This window comes from Candidatus Stoquefichus sp. SB1, assembly GCF_001244545.1.
In the GTDB taxonomy this organism is placed as follows: Bacteria; Bacillota_I; Bacilli_A; order Erysipelotrichales; family Coprobacillaceae; genus Stoquefichus.
Genome location: NZ_LN852696.1, coordinates 1,013,539 through 1,033,583, shown reverse-complemented (window position 1 = coordinate 1,033,583; position 20,045 = coordinate 1,013,539). Strand labels below are relative to the sequence as shown.

The 20,045-nt window shown below is 32.1% G+C and carries 22 protein-coding genes; 4 read left to right on the top strand and 18 right to left on the bottom strand.

Going from position 1 to position 20,045, the window contains the following annotated elements; translation table 11 throughout:
* Positions 1-5: 5 nt before the first annotated feature.
* The 16 genes from trxA to BN1865_RS17625 form a co-directional block, all read right to left on the bottom strand.
* Positions 6-314 carry a thioredoxin gene (trxA, locus tag BN1865_RS17690; protein ID WP_050638567.1) on the bottom strand — a complete coding sequence of 103 codons (309 nt, stop codon included), beginning with the start codon at positions 312-314 and terminating at the stop codon, positions 6-8.
* A 124-nt stretch (positions 315-438) separates the two neighbouring features.
* Positions 439-2,622: a DNA topoisomerase III gene (locus BN1865_RS17685; protein WP_050638566.1), complete on the bottom strand. Its 2,184-nt coding sequence runs from the start codon at positions 2,620-2,622 to the stop codon at positions 439-441.
* 81 nt (positions 2,623-2,703) lie between these two features.
* The gene (locus BN1865_RS17680; protein ID WP_050638565.1) at positions 2,704-4,557 is read right to left on the bottom strand and encodes an ABC transporter ATP-binding protein; all 1,854 of its coding nucleotides are present in this window, start codon (positions 4,555-4,557) and stop codon (positions 2,704-2,706) included.
* Complete coding sequence (locus tag BN1865_RS17675) at positions 4,557-6,287, bottom strand: ABC transporter ATP-binding protein (protein WP_050638564.1); 1,731 nt, start codon at positions 6,285-6,287, stop codon at positions 4,557-4,559. Before BN1865_RS17675 ends, BN1865_RS17680 begins: the two co-directional genes overlap by 1 nt.
* Positions 6,288-6,374: 87 nt before the next feature.
* Positions 6,375-6,851, bottom strand: coding sequence for a MarR family winged helix-turn-helix transcriptional regulator (locus BN1865_RS17670; RefSeq protein WP_232780439.1), 477 nt, complete (start codon positions 6,849-6,851; stop codon positions 6,375-6,377).
* Between the two features lie 95 nt (positions 6,852-6,946).
* Positions 6,947-7,108 carry a rubredoxin gene (rd, locus tag BN1865_RS18135; protein WP_082190037.1) on the bottom strand — a complete coding sequence of 54 codons (162 nt, stop codon included), beginning with the start codon at positions 7,106-7,108 and terminating at the stop codon, positions 6,947-6,949.
* Positions 7,092-8,270: an FprA family A-type flavoprotein gene (locus BN1865_RS17665; protein WP_082190036.1), complete on the bottom strand. Its 1,179-nt coding sequence runs from the start codon at positions 8,268-8,270 to the stop codon at positions 7,092-7,094. The genes rd and BN1865_RS17665 overlap by 17 nt, the downstream gene beginning before the upstream one ends.
* A gap of 106 nt (positions 8,271-8,376) precedes the next feature.
* Positions 8,377-8,688, bottom strand: coding sequence for an RnfABCDGE type electron transport complex subunit B (locus BN1865_RS17660; protein ID WP_050638561.1), 312 nt, complete (start codon positions 8,686-8,688; stop codon positions 8,377-8,379).
* Between the two features lies 1 nt (position 8,689).
* A complete protein-coding gene (locus tag BN1865_RS18650; RefSeq protein WP_198527308.1) occupies positions 8,690-8,863 on the bottom strand; it encodes a hypothetical protein in 174 nt (57 codons plus the stop codon).
* The gene (locus BN1865_RS17655; RefSeq protein ID WP_050638560.1) at positions 8,863-9,435 is read right to left on the bottom strand and encodes an electron transport complex protein RnfA; all 573 of its coding nucleotides are present in this window, start codon (positions 9,433-9,435) and stop codon (positions 8,863-8,865) included. The genes BN1865_RS18650 and BN1865_RS17655 overlap by 1 nt, the downstream gene beginning before the upstream one ends.
* 1 nt (position 9,436) lies before the next feature.
* Positions 9,437-10,087, bottom strand: a complete 651-nt coding sequence (gene rsxE, locus BN1865_RS17650) for an electron transport complex subunit RsxE (RefSeq protein WP_050638559.1) — start codon at positions 10,085-10,087, stop codon at positions 9,437-9,439.
* 13 nt (positions 10,088-10,100) lie between these two features.
* Entirely contained in the window at positions 10,101-10,634 is a 534-nt protein-coding gene (locus tag BN1865_RS17645; protein ID WP_050638558.1) for an FMN-binding protein, read from the bottom strand.
* 11 nt (positions 10,635-10,645) lie between these two features.
* Positions 10,646-12,496 (bottom strand): RnfABCDGE type electron transport complex subunit D, encoded by a 1,851-nt coding sequence (locus tag BN1865_RS17640; RefSeq protein WP_050638557.1) that lies wholly within the window; start codon positions 12,494-12,496, stop codon positions 10,646-10,648.
* Between the two features lie 14 nt (positions 12,497-12,510).
* Positions 12,511-13,818: an RnfABCDGE type electron transport complex subunit C gene (locus BN1865_RS17635; RefSeq protein WP_050638556.1), complete on the bottom strand. Its 1,308-nt coding sequence runs from the start codon at positions 13,816-13,818 to the stop codon at positions 12,511-12,513.
* Between the two features lie 210 nt (positions 13,819-14,028).
* Positions 14,029-14,280 carry a hypothetical protein gene (locus BN1865_RS17630; RefSeq protein WP_050638555.1) on the bottom strand — a complete coding sequence of 84 codons (252 nt, stop codon included), beginning with the start codon at positions 14,278-14,280 and terminating at the stop codon, positions 14,029-14,031.
* Complete coding sequence (locus BN1865_RS17625) at positions 14,277-14,537, bottom strand: heavy metal-binding domain-containing protein (RefSeq protein ID WP_050638554.1); 261 nt, start codon at positions 14,535-14,537, stop codon at positions 14,277-14,279. The genes BN1865_RS17630 and BN1865_RS17625 overlap by 4 nt, the downstream gene beginning before the upstream one ends.
* A gap of 151 nt (positions 14,538-14,688) precedes the next feature.
* On the opposite strand from BN1865_RS17625, the gene BN1865_RS17620 reads away from it, so the two are divergent.
* The 4 genes from BN1865_RS17620 to BN1865_RS17605 are packed head-to-tail and all read left to right on the top strand — an operon-like array spanning position 14,689 to position 17,927.
* The gene (locus BN1865_RS17620; RefSeq protein ID WP_050638553.1) at positions 14,689-16,008 is read left to right on the top strand and encodes an FAD-dependent oxidoreductase; all 1,320 of its coding nucleotides are present in this window, start codon (positions 14,689-14,691) and stop codon (positions 16,006-16,008) included.
* Positions 16,009-16,024: 16 nt separating this feature from the next.
* Positions 16,025-16,336: a thioredoxin family protein gene (locus BN1865_RS18235; RefSeq protein ID WP_050638552.1), complete on the top strand. Its 312-nt coding sequence runs from the start codon at positions 16,025-16,027 to the stop codon at positions 16,334-16,336.
* 3 nt (positions 16,337-16,339) lie between these two features.
* Complete coding sequence (locus BN1865_RS17610; RefSeq protein WP_050638551.1) at positions 16,340-17,488, top strand: redoxin domain-containing protein; 1,149 nt, start codon at positions 16,340-16,342, stop codon at positions 17,486-17,488.
* 10 nt (positions 17,489-17,498) lie between these two features.
* Positions 17,499-17,927: a winged helix-turn-helix transcriptional regulator gene (locus tag BN1865_RS17605; protein WP_050638550.1), complete on the top strand. Its 429-nt coding sequence runs from the start codon at positions 17,499-17,501 to the stop codon at positions 17,925-17,927.
* A gap of 29 nt (positions 17,928-17,956) precedes the next feature.
* Here the strand turns inward: BN1865_RS17605 and rlmD are convergent, their stop codons facing one another.
* Together rlmD and BN1865_RS17595 are read right to left on the bottom strand one after the other, a co-directional pair.
* The gene (gene rlmD, locus BN1865_RS17600; RefSeq protein ID WP_050638549.1) at positions 17,957-19,264 is read right to left on the bottom strand and encodes a 23S rRNA (uracil(1939)-C(5))-methyltransferase RlmD; all 1,308 of its coding nucleotides are present in this window, start codon (positions 19,262-19,264) and stop codon (positions 17,957-17,959) included.
* Positions 19,261-20,040: a YihY/virulence factor BrkB family protein gene (locus tag BN1865_RS17595; RefSeq protein ID WP_050638548.1), complete on the bottom strand. Its 780-nt coding sequence runs from the start codon at positions 20,038-20,040 to the stop codon at positions 19,261-19,263. Before BN1865_RS17595 ends, rlmD begins: the two co-directional genes overlap by 4 nt.
* Positions 20,041-20,045: the final 5 nt, after the last annotated feature.

The window sequence follows — 20,045 nt, the reverse complement described above, 5'->3', positions numbered from 1 at the left end:
TCACTTTATTTTAACATTTGTTCTAATGCTTCATAAGGCATGAATCCCATTTGACGAGATGCTGGTTGACCATTTTTAAACACAATTAAAGTTGGAATAGATTGAACTCCAAATTGCATTGCTAAAGCATTTTCCTGATCAACATCAACTTTTAAAACTTTTGCTTCTGGATGTTCATCAGCTAATTTTTCAATGCTAGGTGCTAACATTTTACATGGTCCACACCATTGAGCAAAGAAATCCACAAAAACCAATTCATTATTGGCAATGACATCATTAAATTCACTACTATTTGCATGTATTACATTTGACATATTTATCATCCTTTCACTCTCTATTATGATACTTCTGTATCAATCTATACAGAGTCTATCATAGACTATGTTATTTTTCAACGAATGTGCTTGGATATCACAAATATTTCCAAATATCATGAAACTATTTTAACTGATCTTTTAAATTCAATAATGCTGCAAAAGGAGAATCTTCAACACTTGTTTGTTTTTCTTTTTGTTGTTTTTGTAAATACTTTTTAACATCACTTCGTCCAGCTGCTGTTTTTCTTTCATTGCGTTCTTTTTGGAAAGCTTTCATACTTATACGATATCCGCATGTTTTACAAACAAACATCTGCTTTTCACCTTTGCCAACCAGTTCTAATTTTTTATGACACTGAGGACAGCGGGCATTTGTTACAATCGATAAACTCTCTTTATAATGACATTCTCGTGATGAACACACAAGCATTTTTCCTTTTTTACCATTGACTTCTAGTAACAATTCTCCACATTCAGGACATTTTTTGGTCGTTAGGTTATCATGTTTAAATTGAGCATCACTGTTTTCAATTTCATCAATGATTTGTGTTGTATATTGACGTATTTCTTTAATAAATTCCTGTGAATGTTTCTTTCTTTTGGCAATTAAAGCAAGTTCACTTTCCCATTTCGCTGTTAATTCTGGTGAACATAGGTCATGAGGAACAAGATTTAATAATTGACGGCCTTTTTGTGTTACATGAATGTCTTGCCCACGTTTTTCAATTAAGAAAGTATTGAATAATTTCTCAATAATATCAGCTCTTGTTGCGACAGTTCCAAGACCACCTGTATGAATGAGCGTTTTATTTAATTCCTGTGAAGTTCCGCTCATATAACGCACTGGATTTTCCATTGCTGACAACAAAGAAGCTTCATTGAAATAAGCTGGTGGTTGTGTTTGCCCTCTGGTTTTTTTCATATCTGTTATTTTCAAATACTCACCATTTTTTACAGCAGGTAAAGTTTGTGAAAGATCATCCTCATCTTCTTCAATATGGCCATAAACTTCTTTCCAGCCTAAAGCTTTTTCTATTTTCCCAGAGGCATAAAAAGACTGATGAGCAATTGTTGCAGTTAATGTGGTTTGTTCATATTCATATGGTGGTAATAATACTGCTAAAAACCTTTTTAAGACCAATTCATAAATTTTTAATTCACTATCATTAAGTTCTCCTAAATAGGCAGGCTGTTCAGTTGGTATGATTGCATGGTGATCACTGACTTTACTATTATTAACATAGTGAGATTGTTTTTGAATAGGTTTTGCAAGAATCTTTTGAATCGTATTATCATGATGTCCTCCTAATGATGCTTCTAAACGTTCTTTTAAAGTTGGAACAATATCATCTGTTAGGTAACGTGAATCTGTTCGAGGATATGTCAGTAGTTTGTGATATTCGTATAAATTTTGCATGATGGATAATGTTTCTTTTGCAGAATATCCATATATTTTATTAGCATCTCTTTGTAATTCTGTTAAATCATAGAGTTGGGGTGAATATTTCTTTTTTGCTTTCTTTTGAATATCTGTGACTTGAAATGAGTGATTTTGTAAATCCTCTATCATGTGATCAACTTTTTCTTCATCAAAAAGATGTGTTTCGTTTTTTTGAGTTCTCCATGTCCATATCATTCCATCAGTTTTGATTTGAATGCCATAAAAATCCCTAGGTTTAAATTGACGAATTTTATCTTCCTGAGCAGCAATCATAGCCAAAGTTGGTGTTTGGACTCTCCCACATGCGAGTTGTGCGTTATATTTACAAGTCAAAGCACGTGTTGCATTAATACCAACTAACCAATCAGCAACACTGCGACTATAAGCACTATAAAATAAAGCTTCATATTCTTTTGCATCTTTTAAATGCTTAAAACCATCTTGAATGGCTTTATCTGTTACTGATGATATCCATAAACGCTTTAATGGTTTTTTAACTCCTGCTTTTTGAATAATCCAACGTGCAACCAATTCTCCTTCACGTCCTGCATCCGTTGCAATAACAATTGAAGATACATCATTTCTTAACATTTGTGTTTTGACAGCATTATATTGTTTCCCTGTTTGATGAATAACCACCAATGACATACGTTCAGGCATAATTGGCAAATCATTTAAATTCCAATTTTTATATCGTTTATCATATTTTTCTGGATCTGCTAAAGTCACCAAATGACCCAATGCCCAAGTGACAATATATTGATTTCCTTCCAATGCTCCATTTAATTTCTGATGACATTTTAAAACTCTTGCTATATCTTTACCCACAGATGGTTTTTCTGCTAAAACTAATATTTTTGACATCTCATTACCTCTTTTCTATATATAGATTGAGTCTATCACAGCCTTACTTATTTATCAACAAAGAAAAAAGGTCTTACGACCTTAATCCATTTCAATAGCTCCTGTATATAACTGATAATATTTTCCTTTTTCTTTCATTAAAGATTCATGATTACCACGTTCAATAATATGCCCTTGTTCCAAAACCATAATACAATCACTATTTTTGATTGTTGATAAACGATGCGCAATCACTAATGTTGTTCTTCCTTCCATCAATTTATCCATTCCACTTTGAACAAGTTTTTCTGTACGAGAATCAATCGAAGAGGTTGCTTCATCTAAAATCAAAGCAGGTGGATTAGCGACTGCTGCTCTGGCAATTGCCAATAACTGTCTTTGACCTTGTGATAAATGATTTCCATCACCTGTCAGCATTGTTTGATAACCTTCAGGTAAATGTTTAATAAACATATCTGCATTCGCTAGCTTAGCCGCCGCAATACATTCTTCGTCAGTTGCATCTAATCGTCCATAGCGGATATTATCCATAATTGTACCTGTAAATAAATGAGTATCTTGTAAAACCACACCTAAAGAACGTCTTAAATCATCTTTTTTAATCAGTTTAATATCAATACCATCATATGTGATTGTTCCCTTTTGAATATCATAAAAACGATTAATTAAGTTTGTAATCGTTGTTTTCCCTGCTCCTGTTGCTCCAACAAAAGCAATCTTTTCACCAGGAGAAGCAAAAACACTGACATCATGTAAAACCATTCGATCATCAAAATAACCAAAATCAACATTTTCAAGACGTATATCTCCTTGCATTGGAACAAGTTCAACTTCTCCATTGCTACGAGGATGACGCCATGCCCAATGACCAGTTCTTTCATTCGTTTCAATCATCTTAGAATTCTCATATTTCACACGGCATAGAGTGACAACACCTTCATCAACTTCACTTTTTTGATCCAATAAATCAAAAATACGTTTTGCTCCTGCTTGTGCCATTGCAACACTATTGATCTGTTGTGAAATTTGACCAACTGGCTGATTAAAGTTTTTATTTAAAGTTAAAAATGATACTAATGTTCCTATCGTTATCCCAGCATAGCCACTTAAACTTAATACCGCCCCAATGATTGCACAAATAATATAAGATATGTTTCCTGTTTGCACTGTAACTGGCATTAAGATATTAGCAAATTTATTGGCTTGATAAGCACTTTCTCGCAACTCACCATTCATTTTTCTAAAGCCTTCAATTGCTTTATCTTCATAATTAAAGACCTTTACTACTTTTTGACCAGAAATCATCTCTTCAATATATCCATTGACTTTCCCTAAATCATTTTGTTGCTGTACAAAATAATGACCAGATAAACTTCCCAGTTTACGAGATATAAACATCATAACACACAACATGATAAGACTTACTCCTGTTAAAGGTAAACTTAAAGTCAGCATAGATATAAAGACAGTAACAATTGTAATAGCACTTGATACTAATTGTGGGATCGATTGACTAATTAATTGTCTAAGTGTATCTGTATCATTTGTATAGACTGACATAATATCACCATGTGATGTTCTATCAAAATAACGAATAGGTAAAGACTCCATATGTTCAAATAATTGAATTCTTAAATGTCTTAAATATCCTTGAGTAACAGAAACCATAATACGGTTAAATGAATAAGCACATACAACACCAAAACCAAAGAAACATCCTACACGTATTAAAGCTTGAAATAAACCACTAAAATCAGGATGAGGATTTCCAATCAAAGGAATAATATAATCATCTATTAAAACCTGCATAAATAATGTTCCTTGTACTGTTGCAAAAGCATTTCCAATAATACAAATAAAAACAATAATCAAATGGATCTTATATTGTTTAAAAATATCTTTTAATAAACGCATTAATACATTTTGCTTTTTCATTAAGCTTCCTCCTTCCCTTTCATTTGTGTTTCATAAATTGTTTGATAAATTTCATTTCCAGCTAATAAATTTTCATGTGTATCAAAGCCATCCACAATACCATCATTCAAAACAATAATACGATCAGCACTTTGAACACTTGAAATACGTTGAGATATAATTAATTTTGTTGTATCTGGAATACGTTCTTCAAATGATTTTTGAATACTGGCATCTGTAGCTGTATCTACAGCACTTGTTGAATCATCTAAAATTAAAATTTTAGGTTTCTTTAATAATGCTCTAGCAATACATAAACGTTGCTTTTGTCCTCCAGACACATTTGTTCCACCTTGTTCAATATAAGTATTATAACCATCTTCAAATCTTTGAATAAATTCATCAGCACAAGCCAAACGACAGGCATCCTGACATTCTTCTAATGTGGCAGATTCATTTCCCCATCTTAAATTTTGAAGGATTGTTCCACTAAATAGAACATTGTTTTGTAAAACAACTGCAACTTCATCTCTTAAAACTTCTAAATCATAAAAGCGAACATCTTCACCGCCAACACAAACACTACCTGATTCAACATCATAAAGACGACTAATTAAATTCACAAGACTACTTTTTGCACTTCCAGTTCCACCAATAATCCCAATTGTTTCACCACTATGAATATGCAATTCAACATCTCTTAAAACAGGTTCACCATCACCATGTTTATAAGAAAAAGTCACTTTATTAAAATCAATAGAACCATCTTTGACTGAAGTCAAAGCTTGAGGTGGAGATACAAGGTCAGATTTTTCATTAATGACTTCCACAATACGTCTTGCTGAAGCAAGTGACATAGTAATCATGACAAAAGCCATAGACAACATCATTAATGACATTAAAATATTCATTGTATAACTAAATAAGCTTGTTAACTCTCCTGTTGTTAAATTTCCAGCAACAACACTTTTTGCACCTAACCATGACAATAATAAGATACAGCTATATACTGCACACATCATAGCAGGATTATTAAAAGCTAAGATACCTTCAGCTTTCACAAACATTTTATAAATACTTTGTGCTGCTTTTTTAAATTTTTCATTCTCATGTTTTTCTCTCACAAATGATTTAACAACACGAATACCAACAACATTTTCTTGAACACTTTCGTTTAAATCATCATATTTAGGAAAAACTTCATTAAAATAATGCATAGCTTTATACATAATGATTCCAAGTATAATGACTAAGAAAACAATGGCACCAACAAAAATCATACTTAATTCAACATTAATCATTAAAGCCATTGCTAAAGCACAAATCAAACTCATTGGTGCACGAATACACATACGAATAATCATCTGATAAGCAATTTGAACATTAGTAACATCAGTTGTTAAACGTGTCACCAATCCTGCTGTACTGTATTTATCAATGTTAGAAAATGCAAATGTTTGAATATTTGTATACATTGCATCTCTTAAATTTGCAGCAAATCCAGTTGAAGACTTTGCAGCATATTTTCCTGCCAAAAAACCTAACAGTAAAGTACAAATAGCTATACCAAACATAAATGCACCATATTGAATAACTGCATCCATATTCTGAGCTTCTATCCCTTTATCAATTAAACTTGCCATTAATAATGGAATAATAATTTCAAGAACGACCTCAATAACAGCAAAGAATATAGTTGCTAAAGAGGATTTTTTATATTCTTTAATTTGTTTCATTAAAGTTTTAATCATAAGATCATCCTTTCTTTTATTTAGTACGTAACCAAACTGTTTGCTAACGAACAATATAATTGAATAAAAATCAGGATTATCCTGATTTTATAGTGCATTCTTTATATTATGAATAAGCTTATCCGAAATATTGATAAAACATTCAATTTCTGACTCGGTTAAACCATCAACTAAGCGATCATGTATATGTTCCATTTGGCGAGACATACGGGCATTAAACTCTCGACTTTGCTCTGTTAAAACAATTTTCTTTAAACGGGCATCATGAGCAACTGCAACTCTTTCAATCATCCCTTTTTGACACATCAATTTTAACATTTCTGAAGTCGTTGAACGATTAATAGAAAACTCTTCTTCTATATCTTTTTGAAACGTATCTATATTTGAATCTTCACGGTCTTGTAAAAAACCAATAATCCAAGTATGCATCAATGTTGCACGATCAGGTCGATGACCAAACTCTTTATCCATTGCACGTTTCATTAAATTATTTAATGTCTTAATCCTATGACCAACAGGGTCTCTATACATGTTTTCACTTCCTATTTGTTCGGCTACGAACATAATATATCATATTCAATAAAAAATGTAAAGCCATTTTTTTAATGAAAAAAACCAAACATATTCTGCTTGGTCAATTCTTTATTAATATTTATATATTATTCTTCAATGAGAGAAAAAACATCTGTTCCTAGACCACATAATGGACAAACCCATTCTTCAGGAATATTTTCAAATTTTGTTCCAGGGGCAACCCCTTGATCAGGATCTCCTAATTCTTCATCATAAATATATCCACATACATCACACACATATTTCATCTATACATCCACCTTCCATAATTGTTGTTGCGATTGTTTCTAAAGCATCTTTATCTTGTTCTTTTAAAGCTCCTCGAATAGTTATTGCTGGTTCCATATAATCAATGTTTTTTAAAGTGCCTAAGATATCTTTCATTGTTTTGACTGCACTTGGTGCCCATGTTCCATTTTCAATAAATGCTATAGGTCTATTTTGAAAATTTTTGCTTTTCAAATGATGAATAAACTGCTCCATTGGACAGAAAACACCACCATCATAACTTGAAGCTGCCAAAACAAGACGATCATAATGAAATGCATCAGCAATGACATAAGAAACATCTATTCTTGATAAATCACGCAAAACAACAGTTTCACCTTGTTGTTCTAATTTTGATTTAAGTAACTGAGCTGCTTCCATCGTATGACCGTGAATAGAAGCACAAGCAATCAATACACCACTTTCTTCAGGTGTATATGTACTCCATAAATCATAATAACGGACATATTGCATGATTTCTTCTTTTAAAACTGGTCCATGCAATGGACAAATCATTTGAACATCTAAGTTTTTTACCTTTTTTAAAACATTCTTGACCTGTAAACCATACTTACCAACAATATTGGTATAATAACGTCTACCTTCTTCAACCCATGCTTCATCTTCTGACATTTTTTCAAATGTTCCAAAAGCATCAGCTGAGAATAAAACTTTCTCTTGCAACTCATAAGTCATCATGACTTCTGGCCAATGAACCATTGGCGCCATCATAAACTGTAATGTATGATAACCCAGTTGCAGTGTGTCTCCTTCTTTAACTTGAACACGCTTAGTGTTTTCATTTAAATCAAAATATTCATCAATCATTGCAAATGTTTTTACATTTCCAACAATTTTCATATTTGGGAACTTCTCAGCAATGTATTGCACACAAGCCCCATGATCTGGTTCCATATGAGAAACAACCAAATAATCTGGTTCTCTACCATTAAGCGCCTTTTCAACATTCTCAAGCCAAATATCCTTACCTCTACGATCAACTGTATCCATAATCGCAATTTTGTCATCAATAATTATATACGAATTATAAGTGACACCATTTCTAAGTGGATATTGTCCTTCAAACAAATCAAGTTCTTGATCATAAACTCCAATATATTTTATCGAATCAGTTACATTCATCCTCATTCACCTCGCTAACTATTCTACACCTAAGTATACCCAATTACAAAAAATTTGCTCAAAAAAAGAATCATGATTTTTATTCATGATTCTTCATTCTTCTTGATTAAATAGTAACTTTCACCGGTTGACCATCTGGCCCTGGTGTTTCATTTAAATAAGTTGAAATTTTTTCTCTTGTTTCTTGATTACTTACGACACAAGCAGAAACTTTTTTCGCTTCACCTTCAACAAGTGCATTAGCAAATCCAGAACATCCAGGATAACCACAACCACCACAATTGGCACCAGGTAACATTTCCATAACTTCACCAATGCGGTTATCTTCTTCAACAATTAAATACTTATTAGCAATACCTAAAATAGCACCAAGCACCGCTCCAATAGCCACCAATGATAAAACAGCACTAATATTCATCTTAGTCTTCCTCCTCATGATGAGCACTGTGATGAGAGCATGCTATATTATTGCATCCTCCACACTCACTCATATCTTCACACCCTTCAGGTTTAGGGGTATTTTTATTCAATAAATACGTTCCAATAAAGACAGCAACCAAAATGGCTAGCCAAACAAACGCCCAAATATTCATTAAACAAGACCTGCGATTCCGGCAAGTGCACATGCCATAAGACCAGCAGTAATTAATGCAATTGGAGTTCCTTTAAAACTTTCAGGAACATTAGCGATATCTAATCTTTCTCTAATTGTTGCAAACACATAAATAACAATAGTAAATCCAATTGGAACTGCTAATCCAGCTACAGCTGCTTGTACAATCCCATAACCTGCACTAATATTGTCTAATGCAACACCCAAAACAGCACAGTTTGTTGTAATTAATGGTAAATAAACTCCCATTGATTTATAAATCTCTGGACTTGTTTTCTTTAAGAACATTTCAACAAATTGGACTAAAGAAGCAATAACCAAGATAAATGTAATTAAATCTAAATAAGTAATATCTAATAGTTCCAATACACCATGATAAAGAGCATATGTCACAATTGATGCTACAAAAATAACAAATGTAACAGCATATCCCATGTTTAAAGCATTCTTAGGTTTCTTAGAAACCCCAAGCAATGGACAAACAGCATAGAATTTACTTAAAACAACGTTATTCACAAAAGTTAATCCAATAAATAAACTGACCAATTCCATACTATTTTACCTCCACTTTCTTTGCTTTGTTTTCTTTTCTCACTCTTAAGAATTGAATAAAAGCAAGGATACAACCTAAAGTGATAAATGCACCTGCTGGTTGTGTAAACAATGAAACGGCATAATCACTAATAATCTTAAATTCAAAGATAACTTGACTTGCATCAAATGGATTATATAAAGATAATCCTCCTGTTCCAATCAATTCTCTAAAGAATGAAATCACAACAACTGCAAAAGTATATCCTAATCCCATTCCTAAAGCATCTAAGAAAGAATCAAAGACACCATTCTTAGAAGCAAAACTTTCAGCTCTTCCAAGAATAATACAGTTCACAACAATTAATGGAATGAATACCCCTAATGATTCATATAAAGCAGGAGTATAAGCATTCATTAACATTTGTACACATTTAACTAATGTGGCAATAATTACGATAAAGACAGGAATTCTAATTTCATTAGGAATGATTTTTCTCAATAATGAAATAATCACATTACTCATAATTAAGACACAAATAACAGCCATTCCCATACCAACTGCATTTGTTAAATTTGTTGTAATTGCTAGAGCTGAACATAGACCTAACAATAAGACAAAGATTGGATTTTCAATCAGTAAACCTTTTTTGAAGATATCAAATTTTTTCATCTATGTTCCCTCCCTATTTCAAATTTTCTTCGTAATGAGCAGTTGCCTGTTCGATACCACTAACAACTGCACTTGATGATATTGTTGCCCCAGAGATTGTATCAATAGAGTCACCAATATTTTTTCCTACAATACCGTTCTTAAAATCAGCATCGCCAATTTTAGAACCAAAACCATTTGTTTCACCACTTTTATCAAGAACTTCATAACCTTTATAAGTTCCATCTTGATCTAAAGCAATTAAGTATTGAATAGGTGTACTTGCTCCACCATATCCTACAACACTACATTTATAGACATAACCTTTTACAGTTCCACCACTGCTCGCTTCATAAACACCTTGAATAGCAGGATAATCAGTTAAGTTTGTTTCAACTGCCTTAAATTCTTCACCAGATGTATAAATCTTAACTAAGTTTTCTTTCTCACTTGCAATTTTTGCTTCCTGAATAACAGGATCTGTCATTTGAAAAACAAATGACAAAGCTGCTCCAGAAAGTCCAGCAACAACCGCAAGGAAAAGAGCTAATGTTATAATTTTCTTCATAAATAACCCTCCTATTTTGTCGCTGCAATTGCTTTTCTAATTGCAGTTACAATTCCTTTCGTTGTCATTGTTGCTCCAGTTGAAGTATCAACACCATCAATATCTGCATATTGGAATGGCTGTGCTAAATATTTATCATAGAATGCTTTGGCTTTATCAGAAGCTTTATCAGTTCCTTTGACAAGTTCAGCACCATAATATTCAGTTTCACCTGATGCATCTAAGAATTCAATTTTTGTTACAGTTTCTTTTGCTTTATCCACTGTAATCTTCATTTTCATTGGTTTATCAGCACTATATCCAGCTTCACTGATTGTATATACATAAGTGTCACCTTTCACTTCACGTTCAATTTGTGACATAACAATTGCACCTTTAATTGCATTAACAATTCCTTTTGTTGTCATTGTTGCACCCGTTGCTGTATCTACACCATCAATATCGCTTGTCTTAAATTCTCCAGTTAAGAACTTATCATAGAAAGCTTTTGCTTCTGTTGATGCCTTATCAGTTCCTTTAACAAGTTCAGCTCCATAATATTCAGTTTCACCTGGTGCTTCTAAAACTTTAACAGATTTCACTGTATCTCCTGAAATCTTGACTTCAATTTTCATTGGTTTATCAGAAGAATATCCAGTTGTTTCCATGATGTATCCACCATCAATTTCTTCTAATACCTTAAAGTTAAATGCATTGGCTTCTTCTTCAGCTTTTTTCTTTTCAGCTTCTTCTTTTTTCTTTGCTTCTTCAGCAGCTTTTGCTTCAGCAGCAGCAATATCACTTTGGATACCATTACCAATACCAGCAACGCAACCACCAGCAATAGCTAAAGAAAGTCCAACAGTTAACCATTGTTTTGCCATTCTTGTATTTGTTCTACCAAGAATAAATGAATCAATAAGTGGTGTTAACATATTCATAATAAGAATAGAGAAAAGCACACCTTCAGGATAATTGGCTTTCAAACGAATAATCATTGTTAAGAAACCTAAACAAATACCGTAAACAATCTTACCAAGCGGACTCGTTGGTGATGTCACTGGATCAGTAGCCATAAAGACAGCCCCAAAGACAACTCCACCTAAACATAATTGTGTTAATGGATAAGTTACAGGATCTAACCCACATACTAATGCAAAGACTTCACTTAATACCAAAATTGTACCTAAATAAGCAACTGGAATTCTGGCATCAAAAACACGTCTCACAACTAAAACAATTCCAACTAATAAGATAAGCCAAATACATGTTTCACCTAATGTTCCACCATGATTTCCTAGCAACAAGTCAGTGAGTGTATAGCTAAATCCATCGCCACCCATCCAGTTTGTTCCAGCAAGCATTGCTGCTGGTGTTGCAGATGTTGTAATATCAATAGCACCACTTGCACCTTTCATCGCTTCAATATAAGGTAATAACTTATCACCAAAAGATAAATGAACAATCACACGTCCAACTAAAGCTGGATTAAAGATATTTTGTCCAAAACCACCAAATACTAATTTTCCTAAGAAAATAGAAATAAATGAGCCAATGGCTACAACATATAGTGGTGTTCCAATAGGTAATGTCAATGCAAAAATAATTGATGTAACCCAAGGAAACCCATTTTTTATTTGTTCTAATACATTTGTTTTATGAACTAATCCCCATACAGCTTCTGTAACAAGTCCCACAACAATAGAGACACCATAAATTAAAGCAGCTGTTATTAATGGTTCATTAGATGTATAGTTATAATATAAATTGTATAATGAATAAGCAACAATCACTAATAATCCGATTGTCAAATCTCTCATAATTCTATGTGTAGAGAGTTTTTGACGATAATTTGGTGATGTTCTTTGTAAAGTAATCTTCATCTATATAATCCTCCCTACGCATTCTTTCTCTTTTGTGCTAACTGATAACGACGTTTTGCTTTCGCCACCATATCTGTCACTTCAATCTTACTTGGACAAATATAAGTACACATACCACATTCAACACAACGATCAACTTCTAATTTTTCAATCAATTCTACATTGGCTGCTTTTTCACCTTGCATAATACGTACTGGCTGTAAATGAGCAGGACAATGTAATGTACATTCACCACATTTTAAACATGGTAAAGGTTTGATGTCTTCTTTCTTCATCACTGTAATTGCATTATTATGAGAATAAATCACAAATGTATCATTCATGACTGATTTTCCCATCATTGGTCCACCACCAACTAAGAATCCATCACAGTCTTCATCAATATAGCCACCAATTTTTTCAACAATATAGTTGACTGGTGTTCCAATTGCAACTTCGACATTTTGAGGATTTTTCAATCCATTACCAGAGAAAGTCACAACTCTATGAGTTATTGGTTCACCATTACGAATACCTTTTGATAAGGCAATTGCCGTTGATGAGTTATTAACAATAACACCAATTTCAGCAGGTAACTTATCATATTCTTTTTTAAAGACAGTTTCAACCAAAACTCTCTCCCATCCCATTGGATAACGATCAGGAACTTCTCTTGGTTCAATATTGCTGTAATTCTTTGCTTCTTCAACCAATAATTCCATTAAGTCTGGTTTATGTTCTTTAATCGCAATAACTGCATTCTTTGCTCCAGCAGCTTTCATTAAATATTGTGTTCCATCAAACAAAGCTTTAATATCTCTTTTCATTGCAAGATGATCACTTGTTAAGAATGGTTCACATTCCACACCATTAATTAAGATTGTTTCAATATTTTCTGTATGAGAATATTTAATATAAGTTGGGAATCCAGACCCACCTAAACCAACAATTCCTAATTCTTTAATCGCATTGAAGACATCCTCTTGACTCATACGATCAGGATCTTTCACTTCATATGCTTTCACTCTCTCATTTTTATGGTCATTTTCAATGACAATATGCTGTTGCAATCTTTTTGAAGCATGCATACGTTTTTCAATTCCCTTAACTGTTCCAGAAACAGATGAATAGATAGGTACATACATACTCTTACGAGTTGCAATTTTTGTTCCTATACATACATGATCGCCTTCTTTGACATGAACATCAAAATCAGTTGCGACTCCCAAAACAAGGGGAATATAAACAACGTCAGGTGCTTCAATAGATAAAATAGGTTTATCTTTTGTTAAACCTTTTTGTCCATTTAATTTCACTTTTCCTTTTCCAGATAAAATCGACATTGTATCCCTCCATATCTTTTTACTTATACATTATAACATCAACTTTTCATTTTGGGAACCTTTTCACGAGTCAATTTCTTATTTAGAAAAGCAAAATAAACGTTTTTTTTATCAATAATTATTTATTAGACAAAAAAAGGAAAAATAACAAACAATATTTTCCAATTCTCTGTTATTTTCCATCAAATGACACACTATGACAAAATCCTCTTATTCTTTATCAGCCAATAAAACAGCCTGTCCACACAGCATAATACGTGATTTTTCATTAATAAGTGCATGGACACTTAAAACAGCATTGGCTCCACGTTTCTTAGCTTTTAGACTCAGTGCTTTCATTGCCTCTTCCATACTATCATCGACAGTTCTAGAAAACATCATCTGATCATCAAATGCATAAATATACCCTAAATCTTCAACAATTTCATTATCCTTATAATAGGGTAAAGCGGAAATAATCATACTTCATCCTCCAAAATTACCGCTGTCCCCATTAACATCGGTTTCATTGTATCTCTTACATCAAAACATATTCCTAAAACAGCATTAGCCCCTCTTTCTTTTGCTTTCTCTCCTAAATAATCTAATGCATGATTTAAATACTTATCCATATTCATAGCTATCCTAGTCATTCTTATAGCATCATCATACGCAAAAACAATGCCTAAATCTTTGACCACTTTCTTACCTGGATAAGTTGATAATGTAGAAACAATCATGTTATCCCTCCTTTGTTTTCATTGTACCATATAAAAGACATGAAAAAAATAAATCACGAAAAAAAACCAAATACTTTATTTATTCATATTACTTGATTTTATAAAGTTACTATGTTAAAGTGATATCGTAGACAAAGGAGGTCTTGAGAAAATGAAACATTATGATGCAATTATTATTGGATTTGGTAAAGGTGGAAAAACGTTGGCAGGAGATCTTGCAAAGCGTGGTAAAAAAGTTGCTTTAATTGAAAAATCAAATCAAATGTATGGTGGAACATGTATTAATGAAGGATGTATTCCTTCTAAATCTTTAATTGTTCAAGCAGGTACAAAAGAATATCAGGCAGCTGTTGAACAAAAAGAAAACTTAATTACAAAATTACGTCAAAAGAATTATGATAAATTAGCACAATTAGATAATGTAGATATCATTGATGGAACAGCCAGATTTATAGATAATCATACCGTTGAAATCAATGGAAAAGACAATATTTCAGCTGATTATATCTTTATTAATACAGGTTCAAAATCTGTCATTCCAGCAATAAAAGGAATCCATGAAACGAAACATATTTATACAAGCGATAAGATGATGAAAGAAACAAAACTTCCTCAACATTTGGCAATCATTGGTGGTGGCTACATTGGTTTAGAATTTGCCAGTATGTATGCACGTTATGGTAGTCATGTCACAGTCTTTGAATTCAATGAACGCTTAGTCGGACGTGAAGATGAAGATGTCGCTTTAGAAATTCAACATATTTTGGAAAATCAAGGCGTACACTTTAAATTCAGTAGCCGTGTTCAAGAAGTCAGCAACCAAGGTGAAAAAGTTGTTATTCAATACAATCAAGATCATGTTGGATATATTGATCGTTTTGATGCCGTCTTATTAGCCACTGGCCGCGTTGCTAATACAGCTGATTTAGGTTTAGAAAACACTGATGTTCAAGTTGATCAAAGAGGAAATGTTATTGTGAATGACTACTTACAAACTGATGTTCCTCACATTTATGCAATGGGTGATGTCAAAGGTGGATTACAGTTCACATATATTTCATTAGATGATTATCGTATTGTTAAAGATCATCTCTTTGGAAATAAAACAAGAACAATTCACAATCGTGGACATATTCCTTATTCTGTCTTTATTTCACCAACATTCTCTCGCGTTGGATTAAGTGAACAAGAAGCTATTGCTCAAGGATATGATGTTAAAGTTGCTAAATTACCAACAGCTGCGATTCCACGTGCCAATGTTGATGGCAAACCAGAAGGCATCTTAAAAGCTATTATTGATACAAAAACAGATGCTATTTTAGGTTGTGTCTTATTATGTGAACATAGTGAAGAAATGATTAACTTTGTTCAACTTGCTATGAATCAAAATTTAAAATATCAGGATATTGGAAATCACATCTTTACTCATCCATCAATGAGTGAAGCTCTCAATGATTTATTCAATATATAAGAAAGGAAGATGAATTATGTCAAAAGTATTACATCCAAATGAAAATGAATTTTTAGAACTATATCAAAATGCTGAGTTATTATTTATAGATTTCTTTGCCAAATGGTGTGGTCCATGTCAAATGTTAGCACCGAGTATTGATAAATTAGCTGATGAACATCCTGAAGCAACAGTTGTAAAAGTTGATGTTGATGCTCTCCCTACATTAGCAGCAAAATTCAATGTTCAATCCATTCCAAGTTTATTTGTTGTGAAAAACGGTAATATCATAAACAAGCAGTTAGGATTTGTTCCTTATCCTACTTTAGAAAAGATGTTGAAAGGATAATTTATGAATTTTATTCTTGTTTTCTTTGAAGGACTTTTCTCTTTTTTCTCACCATGTGTTTTACCACTTATTCCTTTATATATAGGATATCTTTCTGGTCAAAATCATGATGACAAAAAACCTAGTCGTAAAAAACTATTCTTACTCACAACATGTTTTATTATTGGTATCTTTATAGCAATATTCTTATTGAATATATCAGTCCAGGTGATCAGTTCTTTCTTTAAAGAATATATGACCCTTATGACGCGAATTGGTGGAATTCTTATTATTATGCTTGGACTCTATCAGTTTGGAATTATTCGTTCACAAAAGCTGAGTCAAACAAAGCGTTTTACAACGAGGAAACATGTGTCATCACAATTTATCTTCGCTTTTATTCTAGGCTTTACATTTGGCTTTGCCTGGACTCCCTGTATTGGTCCAGCCCTAGCATCCATTCTTATTTTAGGTACAAGTACAGGTAGTTTCCTTGTAAGTAATCTTTTGGTTATTATTTATGCGATTGGTTTAACACTCCCATTCTTTATTGTTGGTCTCTTTACTGATCAAGCATTAGAATGGTTAAGTAAGCGTAAAAAATGGATGAATATTGCTGTCAAAGCTGGAGCGATTGTTCTTATCGTTATCGGTATAATTATGATCACAGGTAAAATGAATGATATTTCTCAGTATATGAGTCATGCATCAGCGCCAGTTGCTACCCCAAAGGAATCTACTGAAGATAATCAATTTCCTCTCCCTTATACTTTAAAAGATCAAAATCAAAAAGATGTTTCTTTTGCATCTTTAAAAGGAAAAGCAGTCTTTGTTAATTTTTGGGCAACATGGTGTCCACCATGTCAAAGAGAATTGCCTGAAATTCAAAAACTCTATGATAAATATAAAAACAGTAATCAAGTTGCGATTATAACAATTGTTAATCCTGGTGGTAGAGAAAAAAGTCAACAAGAAATTATAGAATTTTTAGATGAAAAGGGTTATAATATGCCCGTTCTCTTTGATAATGGAGAAGTCTCATATGACTTTAAGGTATCAAGTTTACCAACATCTTTTATGATTGATAAAGATGGAAAGCCATATGGTTATGCAATTGGACAGTTAAATATTGATATTATGGAATCAATGATTCATGAAGTTTTAAACAAATGAGGTGAAAACGATGAAAAAACAATATGATATTGAATGCAATATTGCTCAAACTTTAAATTTGATTGGTGATAAATGGACTCTTCTGATATTACATGCGATTCAATCTGGTTACAAAACATATAAAGAATTACAAGAAAACCTACCTGGTATTCCAACCAATTTACTATCTAATCGCTTGAAAACATTATGTGAAGATGATTTATTAAAATGTGATTTATATTCACAGCATCCACCTCGTTACCAATACCATTTAACAAAAAAAAGTGAAGACTTAGATGATATTTTCAATGCATTAATTATTTGGGGTGATCGTCACCTTGATAAAAGTTATAAATGCCTTCATCATAAAGACTGTGATGGCAACATTGAAATTGTTTATATTTGTAAAAAATGTGGAAAAGAACTTTCTAAAGATGAACTGCTTGTTCATTCTCATTAAGAATCAAAAAAAGGACCTTAGTCCTTTTTTTACTTTCTTTTCAGTTTAACGATTGTTTCTAGTTTCGCTGTGTATGGATATGTATCTAATGGCAGAATAGATTCAATTTCAAAATATTGGCTTAATTCTTCTAAATCTTTAGCAAGTGATGATGGATGATCACTAACATAAATAACATTTTTAGACTTTGATAAGACAAAACTTTGCTTCATTGCTGAACTTAATTCTTCACTGCGAACAATAATATAATCAAATGATTGTTTTTTACATTGAGAAATTGTTCCTTCATTAATGTTTTTACATAAGAAATCAACATTATCTTTATGTAAGAATTTGGCATTATCTTTAGCATCTTTAATATGATAATTTTTTTCATCAATAGCAATAATTTGTGGATTTTCTAAAGCCAATTCTAATACTCCTACTCCACAGTTTAAAGATAATACTGAAGCATCTGTTGGAATCATTGAACGAATGATATCTAATTTTACTTTTTCCATATCTGGATTCATTGGAAATTCTGATTTAACAGAATAAAGATATTGTTGATTGAAACATGTAAATGGTAAAGTTGACTGACCATAGACTTTCTTATATCCCTGTAATTCAAACTCTTGATGTCTTGTTGTATTGATAGTAAACCAAATACTTTTAACAGCATCTATTTGACTGATTTCTTCAATCACTTCTGATTTGATACCATCTTGTCCTGTCACAAATAAAACTTGAATTTGTCCATCGATATTACGAAGTTTCATAAAACGTAAACCTTTTTTTATCTTATCATTATAATCTCTTACATGGTAGTTATTTAAAATATCTTCTATCTTTACTAAACATTCATTAATCAATGAATCCTGCATAGGACATCCATTCATTAATGTTAAATATTTTGTTTCCCTTTGATAAATACCTGCATGAACTTTACCTTTAAAATAAGTAATAGGTAATGATACAACATGTCGATATCCTTTTTCAATTGGTGAAGGGTAAGTGGCTTTTATAGGTAATTTATCAACATCAAAACTTGTATATTTTTTTAATGCATCTTTTAAAATCCCTTTTTTATAAGGAAGATGTTTACTATAAGCCAGAGATGTTAATGAACATCCCTGACAATGACGATCTTCTTTACAAATAGTATCTACTCGATCAGTAGATTTTTCAATATATTGTAAGACTTTTCCTTTATAAAACTTTGGATTTTCATTTGTAATTTCTACTTCAACAATTTCTCCAGGCATCGCATTATCAATAAAGCATATCTTTTTATTGATATATCCTATTCCTTCACCATTAATTCCTAACTTCTTAATTTCTACTCTTTCTTTTCTCATTTCTCTCTCCTTAAATGTAAAATATTCGTTATATACATACCAATATAAAAGATTTCTGCTGCCCAATCAAATACAAATAAAATGACCACAATAGATGCTAAAGGTCCATAAACAGACTGAAAATCGGCAAATCGAAAGTAAATATTTAATCCATAATACAAAACAAGCATTAATGCACTTGCAACAAGTGCGCCTTGAAAAGCATCACCATAATGAATACGGATCCGTGGAACAATCAAATAAATACTCATTAAGCAAAAGACCATTAAAAAATATAAAACAATATGCCTAATGCCAAAATATGAATATAAAAAATTAAAAATATATGCTAATGGACCTAAGGCCAAAATGGCAATAATTCCAATAAACAATAACAACAAAAAAATCGTTACTTTAAACGTATAAATATAATACCCAACAATTGTTTCCTCAATATGTTGATGATACATATTCTTAGATATTTCATAAATATTACCAATCCCGCGTGAGACAGTATAAATTGAAATAATCATAGTAATTAATGCCACAGTATTCATAGAACGAGATTCTAAAATATCAATTAACATCTGTGAATAAGTTGGCATCACAATACGTTGAATCAAAGACTCAATGAGTCCCATATCAATATTTAAAAGCGAAGTTCCCACAGCTATCAATGAAAATGCGGGAATTAAAATCAATAACAAATAAAACGATAAAGCCGCTGCTGCATATGGTGGCACAACAGCCCGATAATCATCATAAATTTTAACACAACGCTCATAAAAAGCTATCATGATGT

Bases quoted from the DNA above. Each gene is read 5' to 3' on its own strand.
- BN1865_RS17630 (WP_050638555.1), bottom strand. From the start codon at position 14,280: ATGATTATTTCCGCTTTACCCTATTATAAGGATAATGAAATTGTTGAA.
- BN1865_RS17610 (WP_050638551.1), top strand. From the start codon at position 16,340: ATGAATTTTATTCTTGTTTTCTTTGAAGGACTTTTCTCTTTTTTCTCA.
- BN1865_RS17670 (WP_232780439.1), bottom strand. From the start codon at position 6,851: ATGTTCGTAGCCGAACAAATAGGAAGTGAAAACATGTATAGAGACCCT.
- BN1865_RS18235 (WP_050638552.1), top strand. From the start codon at position 16,025: ATGTCAAAAGTATTACATCCAAATGAAAATGAATTTTTAGAACTATAT.
- BN1865_RS18650 (WP_198527308.1), bottom strand. From the start codon at position 8,863: ATGAATATTTGGGCGTTTGTTTGGCTAGCCATTTTGGTTGCTGTCTTT.
- BN1865_RS17640 (WP_050638557.1), bottom strand. From the start codon at position 12,496: ATGAAGATTACTTTACAAAGAACATCACCAAATTATCGTCAAAAACTC.
- BN1865_RS17605 (WP_050638550.1), top strand. From the start codon at position 17,499: ATGAAAAAACAATATGATATTGAATGCAATATTGCTCAAACTTTAAAT.
- trxA (WP_050638567.1), bottom strand. From the start codon at position 314: ATGTCAAATGTAATACATGCAAATAGTAGTGAATTTAATGATGTCATT.
- BN1865_RS17620 (WP_050638553.1), top strand. From the start codon at position 14,689: ATGAAACATTATGATGCAATTATTATTGGATTTGGTAAAGGTGGAAAA.
- BN1865_RS17635 (WP_050638556.1), bottom strand. From the start codon at position 13,818: ATGTCGATTTTATCTGGAAAAGGAAAAGTGAAATTAAATGGACAAAAA.
- rd (WP_082190037.1), bottom strand. From the start codon at position 7,108: ATGAAATATGTGTGTGATGTATGTGGATATATTTATGATGAAGAATTA.
- BN1865_RS17660 (WP_050638561.1), bottom strand. From the start codon at position 8,688: ATGAATATTAGTGCTGTTTTATCATTGGTGGCTATTGGAGCGGTGCTT.
- rlmD (WP_050638549.1), bottom strand. From the start codon at position 19,264: ATGAGAAAAGAAAGAGTAGAAATTAAGAAGTTAGGAATTAATGGTGAA.
- BN1865_RS17680 (WP_050638565.1), bottom strand. From the start codon at position 4,557: ATGAAAAAGCAAAATGTATTAATGCGTTTATTAAAAGATATTTTTAAA.
- BN1865_RS17665 (WP_082190036.1), bottom strand. From the start codon at position 8,270: ATGAATGTAACTGATTCGATAAAATATATTGGAGTTTATGATCAAGAA.
- BN1865_RS17685 (WP_050638566.1), bottom strand. From the start codon at position 2,622: ATGTCAAAAATATTAGTTTTAGCAGAAAAACCATCTGTGGGTAAAGAT.
- BN1865_RS17675 (WP_050638564.1), bottom strand. From the start codon at position 6,287: ATGATTAAAACTTTAATGAAACAAATTAAAGAATATAAAAAATCCTCT.
- BN1865_RS17645 (WP_050638558.1), bottom strand. From the start codon at position 10,634: ATGAAGAAAATTATAACATTAGCTCTTTTCCTTGCGGTTGTTGCTGGA.
- BN1865_RS17595 (WP_050638548.1), bottom strand. From the start codon at position 20,040: ATGATAGCTTTTTATGAGCGTTGTGTTAAAATTTATGATGATTATCGG.
- BN1865_RS17625 (WP_050638554.1), bottom strand. From the start codon at position 14,537: ATGATTGTTTCTACATTATCAACTTATCCAGGTAAGAAAGTGGTCAAA.
- BN1865_RS17655 (WP_050638560.1), bottom strand. From the start codon at position 9,435: ATGGAATTGGTCAGTTTATTTATTGGATTAACTTTTGTGAATAACGTT.
- rsxE (WP_050638559.1), bottom strand. From the start codon at position 10,087: ATGAAAAAATTTGATATCTTCAAAAAAGGTTTACTGATTGAAAATCCA.